The organism is Novosphingobium sp. (genome assembly GCF_040079535.1).
In the GTDB taxonomy this organism is placed as follows: Bacteria; Pseudomonadota; Alphaproteobacteria; order Sphingomonadales; family Sphingomonadaceae; genus Novosphingobium.
On the sequence record NZ_JBEBKB010000055.1, the window covers coordinates 1 to 13,104 of the forward strand.

The 13,104-nt window shown below is 62.0% G+C and carries 14 protein-coding genes; 12 read left to right on the plus strand and 2 right to left on the minus strand.

All coding sequences use genetic code 11. The features are described from left to right. On the plus strand, window positions 1–1,171 hold a 1,171-nt coding region (locus ABL914_RS12900), incomplete at its 5' end, for a hypothetical protein (protein WP_391563594.1). On the opposite strand, the gene ABL914_RS12905 is transcribed toward ABL914_RS12900, so the two are convergent. Continuing rightward, window positions 1,122–1,892 (minus strand): hypothetical protein, encoded by a 771-nt coding sequence (locus ABL914_RS12905; RefSeq protein WP_391563595.1) that lies wholly within the window; start codon window positions 1,890–1,892, stop codon window positions 1,122–1,124. The two genes, ABL914_RS12900 and ABL914_RS12905, sit on opposite strands and share 50 nt — an antisense overlap. Before the next feature lie 146 nt (window positions 1,893–2,038). Then, complete coding sequence (locus ABL914_RS12910) at window positions 2,039–2,866, minus strand: flagellin (RefSeq protein ID WP_391563596.1); 828 nt, start codon at window positions 2,864–2,866, stop codon at window positions 2,039–2,041. A gap of 355 nt (window positions 2,867–3,221) precedes the next feature. On the opposite strand from ABL914_RS12910, the gene ABL914_RS12915 reads away from it, so the two are divergent. The 11 genes from ABL914_RS12915 to ABL914_RS12965 all read left to right on the plus strand — a co-directional run. Next, window positions 3,222–4,571 carry a pilus assembly protein TadG-related protein gene (locus tag ABL914_RS12915; protein ID WP_391563597.1) on the plus strand — a complete coding sequence of 450 codons (1,350 nt, stop codon included), beginning with the start codon at window positions 3,222–3,224 and terminating at the stop codon, window positions 4,569–4,571. Window positions 4,572–4,575: 4 nt separating this feature from the next. Continuing rightward, window positions 4,576–5,052: a TadE/TadG family type IV pilus assembly protein gene (locus tag ABL914_RS12920; protein ID WP_391563598.1), complete on the plus strand. Its 477-nt coding sequence runs from the start codon at window positions 4,576–4,578 to the stop codon at window positions 5,050–5,052. After that, complete coding sequence (locus ABL914_RS12925; RefSeq protein WP_391563599.1) at window positions 5,052–5,450, plus strand: TadE/TadG family type IV pilus assembly protein; 399 nt, start codon at window positions 5,052–5,054, stop codon at window positions 5,448–5,450. Before ABL914_RS12920 ends, ABL914_RS12925 begins: the two co-directional genes overlap by 1 nt. Window positions 5,451–5,578: 128 nt before the next feature. After that, on the plus strand, window positions 5,579–6,832 hold the full coding sequence (locus tag ABL914_RS12930; protein ID WP_391563600.1) for a sigma-54 interaction domain-containing protein: 1,254 nt from the start codon (window positions 5,579–5,581) through the stop codon (window positions 6,830–6,832). Further along, window positions 6,829–7,197 carry a flagellar hook-basal body complex protein FliE gene (gene fliE / locus ABL914_RS12935; RefSeq protein ID WP_391563601.1) on the plus strand — a complete coding sequence of 123 codons (369 nt, stop codon included), beginning with the start codon at window positions 6,829–6,831 and terminating at the stop codon, window positions 7,195–7,197. Before ABL914_RS12930 ends, fliE begins: the two co-directional genes overlap by 4 nt. Window positions 7,198–7,200: 3 nt before the next feature. Next, entirely contained in the window at window positions 7,201–8,811 is a 1,611-nt protein-coding gene (fliF, locus tag ABL914_RS12940) for a flagellar basal-body MS-ring/collar protein FliF (RefSeq protein ID WP_391563602.1), read from the plus strand. Beyond that, window positions 8,808–9,839, plus strand: a complete 1,032-nt coding sequence (fliG, locus tag ABL914_RS12945) for a flagellar motor switch protein FliG (RefSeq protein ID WP_391563603.1) — start codon at window positions 8,808–8,810, stop codon at window positions 9,837–9,839. The genes fliF and fliG overlap by 4 nt, the downstream gene beginning before the upstream one ends. Continuing rightward, complete coding sequence (locus ABL914_RS12950) at window positions 9,832–10,401, plus strand: FliH/SctL family protein (RefSeq protein WP_391563604.1); 570 nt, start codon at window positions 9,832–9,834, stop codon at window positions 10,399–10,401. The genes fliG and ABL914_RS12950 overlap by 8 nt, the downstream gene beginning before the upstream one ends. Beyond that, the gene (locus ABL914_RS12955) at window positions 10,395–11,726 is read left to right on the plus strand and encodes a FliI/YscN family ATPase (RefSeq protein WP_391563605.1); all 1,332 of its coding nucleotides are present in this window, start codon (window positions 10,395–10,397) and stop codon (window positions 11,724–11,726) included. Before ABL914_RS12950 ends, ABL914_RS12955 begins: the two co-directional genes overlap by 7 nt. Continuing rightward, entirely contained in the window at window positions 11,716–12,141 is a 426-nt protein-coding gene (locus ABL914_RS12960) for a hypothetical protein (protein WP_391563606.1), read from the plus strand. The genes ABL914_RS12955 and ABL914_RS12960 overlap by 11 nt, the downstream gene beginning before the upstream one ends. A 34-nt stretch (window positions 12,142–12,175) precedes the next feature. Then, on the plus strand, window positions 12,176–13,104 hold a 929-nt coding region (locus ABL914_RS12965), incomplete at its 3' end, for a hypothetical protein (RefSeq protein WP_391563607.1).

Genomic DNA, 13,104 nt, shown 5'->3' on the forward strand with positions numbered 1-13,104 from the left:
CGCCCCGGCCCCCAAGGCTGCCGAACCGCAGCCCCGGATTTACCTGTCAGCCGATGGGACCACGGTCTATCTGGTCGGCACGATCCTGGATGATACATTCAAGCGGTTCGATGCCGTGCTATCCAGGGCGCCCAAAGCGCGCACGCTGTTTCTGGCCTCACCGGGCGGACTTACCCTGGAAGCGCGGCTGATTGCGGCGGCGGTGCGCAAGCGCAAGCTCAACACCTATGTTGAACAATACTGTGCATCGGCCTGCACCCAGCTGTTCGTTGCGGGGCGCGAACGGGTGATGGGGAAAGAGGCTATCCTGGGCTTTCACCAGGCGGTCGGGGTTGATCGGCGCGGCCGCGCCACCCGCGTCAACCGCGCGACCGATCGGGCGCTTTCGCCGACCTCGGTGTTTGGCGTTAACGGCAACGACACGCTGCGATTGGCCTATGAGCTGGCCGGACTGGACAAGGATTTCATCACCAAGGTTCTGGCCAAGAACCATGAGCAGATGTGGTTCCCCACGGTCAAGGAACTGACCGAAGCACGGGTTATCACCCGGCTGGCTGAAAAGCCCGAATTTCCCTTGCCCGAAGGCAGCATCAGCAAAGACGATTTGGGCGCGCTGCTGGCCAAGCGGCCGATCTGGGAACGTGCCTCACGGCTGTATGCCTCGGCCTATAGGGATGGTTTCGACAGTGCCTGGCGGCTGGCCAACACCGGATCGCCGCTGGAGCTTTCGATCAGTTCGGGGCGCGGCGATCTGGTGGTGGCGATGATGTCGCGGCTGTCGCGGGCCAGTGACGGCGTGGTTGATGGCCATCTGAAGCTCTATGGCGAGGAAGCGCGGGCCCAGGCCGCGAATGGTTACAAGGCCTGCTCGGACGATCTGGACGCCTTGGGGTTCGCGCCGGAAGATTCGACCGTTCGGTTTGAACGGACCGAGGATCAACTGCTGGTTTCCGCGCTCGATAGTCCGCCAGCGGTTGCAGAAATGTCGCAAAAAGAGGCGTTGAAAATCTTCAAGAATGACATCTTGCCGCTGCTGCCCGCCGGCTTCAGCTCAAGCAATTCGTGCAAGGCCGGCTTTCAGATGGTCGGTGCGATTGACCGGCTGACCGGCAAGAAGCGGATCAAGATCTACCGCGCGATGCTGTTTTTGCCCGACGCTTTGGACGTTTGACCGCCGCCCGCGGTGCTACAGCTTTGGTAAAGGCCTGTTCGGTGGTTTCGCGGGCCAGCAGCACTTCAATATAAACCCGCGCCAACAACCGCCCGCCGCGCTCTGATTCTTTCCAGCCGCCTTTGCGCAAATGGGTGGCAAAGCCTTCTTCCATCAACTCATCCAGCTGTGACTTTCCGGCCAGTCGGGTCCGGTTTTCGCGGTAGTATTGCTCAACCGGATCGATCGTCAGATCTTCGTATTCGATTGCCTGGCGCAGCACATCCTGGACCAGCATCGCATGGGCATAGGCCACAGCTGCCTGCGATGCCGCCGGTGACCAGCGATAAGGATCAGCGCAGCGCGGCAAGGCTTCGAGCACAAGCCGGTCAACAATCTTGTTGGGCGGGGCGATCCGCGCATAACGGCCTTCGTTCAGAAAATCGAGACCGATCAGCATCAGCGTGATCTCGCGGTCCTCGATCGTCAGATTATCGAAGACGCAGTGCACGTTGTTGGCCGGCGCGGCAGGCAGAGCAATGGCGGGGGCAACCGGTTTGGGCGCGGGTTCGGCCACGGGTGCGGCCGCAGGTGCCGCGGCAGGTGCAGCCACCGGCGCTGCGGGCGCAGGTGCAACGGGCGCTACAGGGACAATTTTACCGGATTGGGCCTGCGCCGTCTGGGCCCATCCCAGCGCTGCCAAGCCGGCCAGCAAAGCAGCAGCCCTGTTCCTCATCATCATCAAACCAAAACCGCCATGCTTTTCAACCTGCTGCAATCTGCCGATTAGTCTGCCGCCTGTCGAGAGGGATCGCAACATGAAAAGGCCCGGCGGTCAGGGGAACCGCCGGGCCATGCCTGGAAGGGACAGGCAACAGGTATCTGGTTTTAACGCAGCAGCGAAAGAACGTTCTGCTGGCTCTGGTTGGCCTGCGCAATCATCGCAGTCGAAGCCTGGCTGAGAATCTGGGCCTTGGCCATCGCGGTGGTTTCCGACGAATAGTCGGCATCTTCGATCCGGCTGCGGGCATCAGACAGGTTGGTCGAATTGCTGGTCAGGTTGTTGACCACCGATTCAAGCCGGTTCTGCCCCGCACCCAGCGCAGCACGGGCACTGGAGATCGTGTTGAGCTCTGTATCGAGCGTGCCCAGCACGGTCGTGGCCGCAGCCGCAGTCGCAACGCTGTAGGATCCAGCCGTACCAGCTGCGGAAGCCAGCGTGGTCAGGTTGGCCATGGTCAGCGCAACGGTATCGGTTGCATTGGCGCCGGCCTGCACGGTTACCGTCGGTGTGGCATTGTTGAACAGCGTAACGCCATTGAACTTGCTGTTAGTCACCACCTGGCCGATCTGGGCGGTCAGCTGATCAACTTCAGTCTGCATATAGGCCCGGTCGGTGGCATCCTGATAAGTGCCAGAAGCCGATTGTACGGCCAGTTCACGAACCCGCTGCAGCATGTTGGTAACTTCGGTCAGCGAACCTTCGGCGGTTTGCGCCAGCGCAATGCCGTCGTTCGAATTGCGGATCGCCTGGTTCATGCCGCGAACCTGTGCGGTCATGCTGGTGGCGATCGCCATACCGGCGGCATCGTCCTTGGCACTGTTGAGCCGCTTGCCGGTTGACAGGCGTTCCATGGCATTGCCCAGCATCTTGGCAGCCGAGTTCGAAGCATTGGCAGCGCGGATCGCGCTGATATTGGTGTTGATGACAGTCATGGGTAACTCCCGTGGATAGTCCCGTTGGGCCAGCCGGGCGGACCATCCGTCGCGGCTTGCCCCACCTAGATCGGCGGGCCCGCGGCAAACTTAAGGGGGTGAAGCTTAGCCACCCCGGCAGCGGACGATCAAATCCTGTTTTTTGCCCTTCCATCCGCGAGTCTTGCAGGTTGGTGATTGGATCATAAATGTGCGCAGGATCGGAATTGATTCCATAGGGATCCGCATTTTCCAGAATTCACAAATTTTCACCAGCATGCCAAAAACGACGAAACTGACATAAATCTGACGGTCTGGTTTACAAATCGATAACTAATGCTTGCTATCGAACGTCCTACATCTGGGATGTTCAACTATGTCGGAAACCGCTCATACCGCAACCAAGCTGCTGAATTTTATCACGGAATCCGGATCAAGAATCGGTTCCGGATTGCGCCGCATGATTGCGGACAAGGCAGGCGTATCCTTCGCTACAATGGCTTTGATGCTGCCGCTCATGGTTGGATTCGTGGGTCTGGCGATAGACGTCGGGGTTTGGCAGGTTGAAAAGCGCGCCATTCAGGGGGCGGCCGATCGCGCAGCATATTCAGCAGCAACGTCAGCCCTTGCAGGCGCCAGCAAGGCGCAGGCCACCACCGAAGGCAAGGCCACAATGGCCAGCGCGGGTTTTGCCCACGGCGCAGCTTCGGTCAACGTCACGGTCAACAATCCTGCTTCCACCGGAACCTACAGCACAGATCCGACCAGCTGGGAAGTTATCGTCAGCAAGCCGCAGCGGCTCTATTTCGCAGGGATATTCCTCAGCTCTGCGCCATCGGTTTCGGTGCGGGCCGTCGCGGTGAAGGGCAAGACAGCTTCGCCAGGCTGTATTCTCTCGCTTGATGGAAGTGCGGCCGGCGCCACCACGTTCACCAACAACGCCCAGGTTCCTAACGACAAATGCGCGGTCTATACCAATTCTGCCAGCGGCAGTGCTTTGCTGTGCAGCAACAATTGCAATATCACTAGTGATACCTACACGGTCGGCGGGAACAGCGTTGGGGGTAACAGTAGCCTTTCGGGTGCAATCAACAAGACAGGCATTGGCGCTGCCCCTGATCCATATGCATCCGTGCCGGTACCCTCAAGCGCAAGCATGACCTGCACAGCCACAGCGCTGCTTAATATTGCATCCAGCACCACAATTAATCCCGGGGTCTTTTGCGGCGGGATTGCCGTCGGTGCGGGCAAGGTGCTGACGATGAGTCCGGGCACCTACTACATCAAGAAAAAATTCAATATGGGCAGCGCCTCGACTTTGAATGCCACCGGCGGAGTTACGATCGTTTTACTGGATGATGCGTGCCTGGGCGATGGCACCTGTATCAAGGAAAAGGGCCTGCTCGACAACATTACGATCAACCTGACGGCACCGACAACCGGTACATTTGCGGGCATCGCCCTCTACGCTCAAGGTACAACCATGACCCGCCAGGAATTCAGCAACAATGTCGCGCTCAACATCCAGGGTGCGCTCTATGCACCGGGAGATCTCTTCTCCTTCCACAACAACTCACTGTTCAGCAACGCCAAATGCGCACAGGTTATTGGGCGCAGGGTGAATTTTGAGAACAACGCCACGATGGGATCAAACTGCGACAATACCGGCGTCAAGCAGATCGTCGGCCCGGGCGGCGGTCCCACGAAAACCAAGCTGGTGGAGTGATCGGATGCGAACCGCAAAACTGATTGCAAGACTTTGCAGCGACAAGGCCGGGGCGGCGATCATCGAACTGGCTTTCGCTGCGCCGATCCTTGCCGTCCTGCTGGTGGGACTGGTTGATCTGTCGGGATATATTTCGGCAAGCCTTTCGGTGCAGCGCGCCGCCAGGGCCGGCGGTGAATATGCCGTGATGAACGGTTACAACTCGAACGGTGTCGCTGGCGCAGTGACCGCAGCATCAACCCGGCGCAGCACCTATATGACAGCGATTGCGGCCTCGCCAGCGCCCACCAACTGGTGCGGTTGCCCCAATGCCACAACCGGGATTGCAGTGCAGGCCTGCGGCACGAAATGTACGTCCGGGCTTGATGCCGGCAGCTATGTGACAGCCAGTGCATCCTCAACCTACACTGCGCTTTTCCCATGGCCCGGCTTCTCCAGCGGCGCCTCGATAGCCTCAGCATCGATTGTCAGGGTTCAATGATGCGCGCAGCCCGCCACTATCTCCGCGGCCTTGCAGCCGATCGGCGCGGTTCAGCAGCGGTTGAAGCCGCGCTTGCCTTGCCGATACTGTTTACAATGTGCTTTGGCGTGATCGAAGTTGGCCGGGGCATGTGGATGCAGAATTCGCTGATGGACGCGGTTGATGCAGCAGCGCGCTGCGGCGCCGTTAGCGCTTCATGCACAACCAGCGCCCAGATTGCGACCCACGCCGTAGGCCAGATCAAGGGGTTTTCGGTTGCTTCCTCCAACTTTACGGTAACCACCGAAGCTTGCGGGATCAAAGTGGCAGCAAGCGTGCCATTCAAACTCAAAATTCCGGCCATCACCACTTCGAATTTCAACCTGACCGCACAGTCATGCAGGCCCTACACACCCTAACCCTGGGCCTTGCAGCAATCCAACGCGCACCGGGATAGGTAATTCCCCTAGGCCTTAAATTACCGAACAGTTTGACGTTCTGCGCGCACAAGAGCCCCCGAAGCATGGTTAATCAGGGGGCCATCAAGATGAACGGTTTGGGATCAACGGACAGTGTCAGGCGCACCCACGCACCATTGGTGCAGCGCGCCGAAGCGATCCTTGGGGCATTGGGGGGAACCGCAGCGGCATTGCTGCGCAGTGCTGGCGATCCGGTTCACCCCGGTCCGGGACCGGTGGTAACACTTGAACGATCCGCCCATCCAGCACTGCAGCGCGAAAGCGGACGCGGGCGGTTTAAGCTGAGCTATAGCGATCCGTGCGATGAAGGCGCGCTGGCGGCCTTGCTGGCCGCCGTGGCCGCACCGGGATCCCCGATCGCAGCCGATCCTGAATCGCTCTCCATCCTGGCTCTGGCCGATCGGCTGGCAGCCAGTGAAATTCCGGTGTTGATCGGCGGCCCAACCGGCACCGGCAAGGAAGTGCTAAGCCGCTTTATCCATCAGCGCAGCCCCCGTGCAGCCAAGCCGTTCGTTGCGGTCAACTGCGCTGCCATGCCAGAAACGATGCTGGAAGCCTTGCTGTTCGGTCACAAGAAGGGTGCCTTTACCGGCGCGACCGAGGCCGCACAGGGTTTTTTCCGAGCAGCCGATGGCGGCACCTTGATGCTGGATGAAATCGCCGAAATGCCGCTCAACCTTCAGGCCAAGCTGCTGCGGGCGCTGCAAGAGGGCGAAGTGGTGCCGATCGGTTCGACCGAGCCAATCAAGATTGATGTCCGGATAATCGCCTGCGCCAACCGCGATCTGCCAACCGAAGTGGCCGAGGGCCGGTTTCGTGCCGATCTGTTTTACCGCCTCAACGTCTTCCCGCTTGCCTTGCGTCCTTTGCGCGAACGGGCAGATGATGTGGCCCCGCTGGCATTCGCAATGATGCTGCGCCACGCTCCGCAAGGTCGGCCGCTGCCATGGCTATCGGCTGAGGCGTTGGACGTGCTGCGGCATCATGGCTGGCCGGGCAATGTCCGCGAGCTGGAAAACGTGGTCCGCCGCGCGCTGCTGCTGGCCGATGGTGCGGCTGAGATTGCCGTGCAGCATATCGTGTTCGATCAACCTGCCCGGTTGGTGGGCGATGCTTTGCCCGCCGCCGAACAGACCGAACCGCGCCGCCTTTCCAACATCGTCCAGATTTCAGAAGCGCGGGCGATCATCGCAACGCTGGCGGCTTGCGGGGGCAGCCGGATTGCAGCGGCGCGCGAATTGGGAATTTCCGAACGCACCCTGCGTTATCGACTGGCCGCCTTTCGTGATGCCGGGATAGCCGTGGCTGGTGGCCGGCGATGAGCGGTGTTGGGCCAATTGGCGGTGGGGGCGGGATCCAGCAAATCCTGGCGATGCGTCAGCAGATCCTGGATCGTTCGCAGATCCTCAAGGATGTCCATCAGGCCACGCAAAGCGGCGCGCCTGCGGCTTTGGTTCAACCCCAAGGCGGCGGCTTTGGCGGGGCGCTTAGCAATGCCTTGCAGGAAGTATCCGATACCCAGGGCCGGGCCGAAGGCCTTTCCGCTGCCTACGAGCGCGGCGAAGTGACCGATATCGCGAAGGTGATGCTGGCCCGGCAGGAAGCCGGGGTGGCGTTTGAAGCAACGCTGCAAGTGCGCAACCGCTTGCTCAGCGCCTACCAAGACATCATGCGGATGGGAGTGTGATAGATGGCCGAGCCTGACCTTTCCCCCGCCAATACTGCGCTGATGCCGCTTGCCGGTGGTGGCCCACTGGACCGCATTCGCATGCTGACCGGTCAGCCGCTGGTGCGCCGGGCCCTGCCATGGTTCATTGGTGCCGCCGCAATCGGCGGCGTAGCGCTGACCTGGTCTGTGCTAAGCCCCGCGCCGCAGCGGATCCTCTATTCCGAACTGGACGATAACAGCCGCGCCGGGGTGGTTTCCAGCCTCGACAAGGCCGGGATCGCCTATACCATCGACAATTCAACCGGCACGCTGACCGTGGCCGAAGACGATCTCTACAAGGCCCGGATGCTGGTGGCGCAGGATGGATCACTGGGCACGCCCGATCCTACTGCATCACTCGATAGCTTGCCGCTGGGGGCCAGCAAGACGCTTGAAGGCGAACGCCTGCGCGCAGCACGTGAACACGAATTGCAGCTGACAATTCAGGAGATAGAAGGCGTCGACGGGGTTCGCGTGCATCTGGCCGAAGGGGCCAAATCGGTGTTCGTCCGCGATAATTCTCCGCCCACCGCCTCGGTCATGCTGCGCATGAAGAAGGGCCGGCAACTGTCTGACAGTCAGGTTGCCGCGATCGTCAATCTGGTCGCCGGATCGGTACCGGGGTTGAGCGCAGACGCGGTGCGGGTGGTCGATGGCCGCGGCAAGCTGCTATCGGCCGGCGGCAGTGCGGATAGTGACCGACTGGAGCTGCAAGGCCGCCTGGAAGACAAATTGCGCGCGCAGCTTGATACCCTGCTGACCCCGATGCTGGGCATGGGCAATTATTCCAGCGAGATCCAGGTTGAGCTCGACATGGATGAAGTCACCTCGGCGCGCGAACGGTTTGACAAGGACGGAGTGGTTCGTTCCGAAACGCAGGAACAATCGCAGGCCAGCACTGCTGGACCGGGACAAGCCCAAGGCATTCCCGGCCAACTATCCAACACGCCGCCGCCCGCCGCCACAGCCACGCCCGGCCCGCCGCAGGGCCAAACCGCGCAAGCAACGCCAGCCCAACCAGCGGCAACCGGGGAAAGCTCTGCCAGCCGCACATACGAGCTGGGCCGCGAAGTTTCGGTTGCCAATTCGGCGCCGGGAAAGATCAAGCGGCTTTCGGTTGCCGTCGCGGTTAGCCAAGAGGTGATGAAGAAAGCCAAGCCCGGTGATATCGATCAGATCAAGGCGCTGGTTGCCGCTGCGATGGGGCTTGATACCGCGCGCGGCGATCAGATCCAGGTGTTGATCCGCCCGTTTGATGTGCCAGCAGATATCGCGCTGCCGTTCTACGAAGCGCCGTGGTTCGCCATGGTGGTGCGCACCGTTGCAGCCTTGTTGGGCGTGCTATTGGTGCTGTTGATGGGGGTGCGCCCACTGGTCCGCGCGCTCAAACGCGATCCGGCAGCGCCAAGCGATATGGCCAACGAAGGCAGCGGTGATGCCGCACCAGCCGGAACGGCCAACACCCCCGTTGATGCCGCCGTGCTGGGCCGCCAGGTTGGACTGGCCCAGCGGATTGTTGAAGAGAAGCCGGAAGATGCGCTGATCGCATTGCGGGCGATGCTTGGCCAGGCCGCGCCGGAGGCAGAGCAATGACCGAGCAGTCAAACACAGCAATCCCGGGGCTTGGCGATGCCGAGCGCGCTGCGGTAATGATTATGCTGCTTGATGAAGATCAGGCCGCGCAGATTCTCAGCCAGCTTGGCCCGGATGAACTGCAGTTGCTGGGTGAGAAGATGTGCGGCCTTGGCCACATCGGCCCGCACCAGATCACCCAGGCAATCAGCGGCTTTGTCAATTCCACCCAGCAACAGGGGATCAGCGCGCGCGGGCGCGGCGATCATGTGCGCCGGGTTATGACCAAGGCAGTGGGCGAGCTGAAAGGTGAGAACCTGATGCAGAAGATCCTGCCCGCCGACCCAGAGGCCGGTCCGGCAATCGAACTGGCCCGCTGGCTGACCCCGCAGGCCCTGATCCCGCTGGTGAAGGGTGAACACCCACAGGCAATCGCGGTGCTGCTGGTCCAGCTGGACCCAGAAGTTGCCGCCGAAGTGCTGCATTCGCTTGAACCCGAAGATCAGACCCAGGTAGTCCACCGGGTTGCCACATTGGGCCCGATTTCGGGTGATACCGTGGCCATGCTTGAAACGCTGCTGGAACAACGCATTGCCCAACGCCACGGCAAGGGCGTGCTATCAATGGGCGGTGCCAAACAGGCCGCAGACATTATCAACCAGGCCGGCAAGGCCGCTGAAAAGCGGATCATGCCGGAACTGAACAAGATCGACAAAGCTTTGGCCAAGGCCATCGAAAGTGAAATGTTCAAGTTTGAACACCTGTTCGCGCTTGATGCCCAGGGGATGGGTGCACTGCTGCGCGAAGTGGAAAGCGAACTGCTGATCGACGCCTTGAAAGGCACCAGCGAAGAAAACCGCGACGTGTTCTTCCGCGCCATGTCCAGCCGCGCAGCTGACGGCGTAAAGGATGAGATCGCCGCGCGCGGGCGGCTCAAGATGGCCGAAGTGGTCGAGGCGCAGAAGGCAATCGTCACAATCGCGCGGCGCCTAGCCGGTGAAGGCGTAATCCAGTTTGGCGCAGGCGGCGGCGAGGACGAGTATGTCTAGTCTGCCGATTGCAGCATTGGAGCAAGGCAGCGGATTCCTGCCCGACCCCCGGTTTTGCCCGAACCATTCCGAACGCCAAGCTGCCCTTCCGGTCGATCCCGTGGCGCAGGCCTGGGATGATGGCTATGGCGCCGGTCAGGCCGAAGCGAATGCCGCGGCCGTTGCCGCTGCCCATGACAGCGCAGCAGCGCACAGTGCCATCACGCTTGCGCTGGCCCGGCTCGATTCCCAGCTTGCCGAAGAATTGCGGCAGAAATTGTTCGTCACGGTAGAAGCCCTGTGCGAGGCCGCGATCGCTCCGCTGGCGCTGGACAAGGCGGCACTGGCGGCCCGGGTCCAGCGCGCCGCCGCGATGCTATCGCGCGCCGATGACGAGCGCGTGCTGCGGCTTCACCCCGATGATCTGGATCTGGTTGCCAAGCAATTGCCCGCCGATCTTGAAGTGCTGGCTGATCCCGCGTTGGAACGCGGCGCTTTGCGGGTGGAAAGCGCCAACGGCGGGATTGAGGATGGCCCAGCCCATTGGCGCCGCGCGATTGCCGAGGCACTTGAGCAATGCTGAAGCTATTTGGCCCCTTGCTGAGCGAACTTGGCAACGCGCAGATTGACCTTGCGCCCGGTCGGTATGGGTTGTTGACCGCCTGCGACGGCGGGTTACTGGAGGTATCCGGGCTCAACGCGCCGGTCGGTTCCTTGTGCAAGGTTGCCCATGGCCGCAGCGATCCGCTGACCGCCGAAGTTATCGGATTTCGCAATGGCCGCACCTTGATGATGCTGTTGGGCGATACCGTGATGTTGCGTCCGGGCGCACGGGTCCGTGCTGAAGGCCGGCCTGGCATGCTCAGCGTCGGTGAAGCGTTTCTGGGCCGGGCAGTTGATGGACAAGGGTTGGCGATTGACGGATTGGCTCCGATCCACAACCGCGCCGCCTGGCCCGCAGGGGGCAAACGCACCTCTGCGCTCGATCGTTCGGGTGTGCGCCAGCCATTCGATGTTGGCGTTCGCGCACTCAATGCTTTGACGACGTTTGGGGTTGGCCAGCGGATCGGAATCATGGCCGGATCGGGTGTGGGCAAATCGGTTTTGCTCGACATGATCGCCAGCGGAGCCGAGGCCGAGGTGGTGGTGGTTGGCCTGATCGGTGAACGCGCCCGCGAAGTATCCGATTTCGTCGAACGACATATGGCCGGAGCCAAACGCGAGCGCACGGCGGTGGTCGCGGTGCCGGCCGATCATGCTCCCAACTTGCGGCTGCGCGGGGCGATGCTGGCGACAAGTCTGGCCGAACATTTCCGGGCGCAGGGCCGGCAAGTCCTGTTGATTATGGATAGCCTGACCCGCGTTGCCCACGCCGCACGCGAACTGGCATTGCTGCTGGGCGAACCCGGCGCGGCGCGCGGCTATCCGCCATCAGCGCTGGCCGCGATCACCAAGCTGGTCGAACGGGCCGGCAATTCCGCTGCCAGCGGTGGATCGATAACCGGTATCTACACCGTGCTGGCCGATGGTGACAATCAGGACGATCCGGTGGTCGATACTGCGCGCTCGATCCTTGATGGACACATCGTACTCAGCCGCGATCTGGCCCAGCGCGGACAATATCCCGCGATTGATGTCGCCGCTTCGCTCAGCCGGGTTATGGACCAGATCGTCGGCCCCGAGCATTCCGCATTGGCCCGTGAATTTCGTTCTTTGACTGCAACTTACGAAGCAAACCGCGATCTGGTTCTGATGGGAGCCTATCGCCCCGGTGCCGATCCGCTGCTCGATCGGGCTATCGCAATGCACGATGCCTTGAGCATGTTTCTGGGCCAAAACGCGCATGAAGTGGTGCCGCTGGAAAGCAGCACTACAGCATTGGCCAGGCTGCTGAGCCATGCGCAGTGAGCAGACCAAGCTGGCCAGGCTGCGGCGGCTGGAAAAAGTTCGTGCTCTGGCCAAGCAGCAAGCCGCGCTGCAGGCCGCTGCGGCCGAAGGTACCCTGGCCCAGCTGAGCGCGCTTGCTGCCCGCACCCAGGCAATGGCCAATGGCTACCGTGATCTGAGCGCGATTGGTGATGGCCAGGCCTTGCGTCAACTGGCGCAGTTCACGCTTGGGCTGGCCGGAATAACCCATGCGACCAGCCGCGATGCCGCGTCGGCGCAAACCACAGCCGATCAGCTCCAACAGGAACTGGCCTTGGCAGAGCGCCGCCGCGCTGCGGTGGAGGACCGCGCCGCAGCGGGCGAACGCGCGCTGGCCCAGCGCCAATCGCATCCGGCCAGCGCGGCTCGCAGGCAAATTGGCACGGGGCTTGAATAGTTAACAGCAGACCCCGCGCAAAGGAGCCCTGTTCATGATCGCCAGCCCCGTCTTGTCCCTGACCACGGCCACCCCGGTGCCTGCCGGCACGCTTGCGAGCGAGCTGAGCGATGGGTCCAATGGCGCGAATTTCCTCGCTCTTCTGGCCCAATCGCTGGATCAGGCGGGGGCATTGGGTTTGGTGGGGGCAGATCCGGCGGCGGTTACATCAGGCCCGCCGCTCATTCCTGCAGCGGCAATCCAAGCGGCAACACCCGGCAAAATGTTGCCGCCTGCCTTGCCGGTTGCTGCCGTGACGGTTGCTTTCGTGGCGCAGGGCGACAACCCGGTTCCAGCCGGACCGGGCGCTGCGCCGATCGGCCAGCCAGATACCCCGGCGAAGGCCGCCGCTGGACTGGCCTTGCAGCCGATACGGCCAAATCAATCGGCGCACGGCCTGCCCAAAAAAGCCAAAGCGGATGAAAGCGGCTTGCCCGAAAGTTCCGACCCGGCTGCGCCTGAAAGCATCGAAGCCGCCATCGCTGTTGCCGGCGATGCCGCGATCACCACGCCGTCCTTGCCGGTATTGCCAGCACGGGCCGAACCTGCGGAACCGGCCGCATTGTCTGCAATGCCAGCAATGCCTGGACAGCCAGAGTCCGGCGTGCAGACACCGCACGAGCATCATCCCGAACAGCCCGGCAAGAGCCAGGACGCGCCCGGTCAGCTGGTTCGTCTGCAACCCCCCGGCCTGCAGGACCGGCCGGTTGGCGAGCGCCAGCCAGTGCCTTCCTTGACCGCTACTGCAGTGCGGCCAACTGACGTTGCGACACCAGCCGCCGCTGCGCAGGCCGTCCAGCCGCAAGGCGCAGCGCCGCCGCTGGCTCAGCTGCGGATCGACGTTGCGCTGGCAGAGCCGCTCCGCAGCATTGCACCTGCGCCGGTCCGCACACCGGCATTGGCCGCGGCACTGCTGGGCGAAGA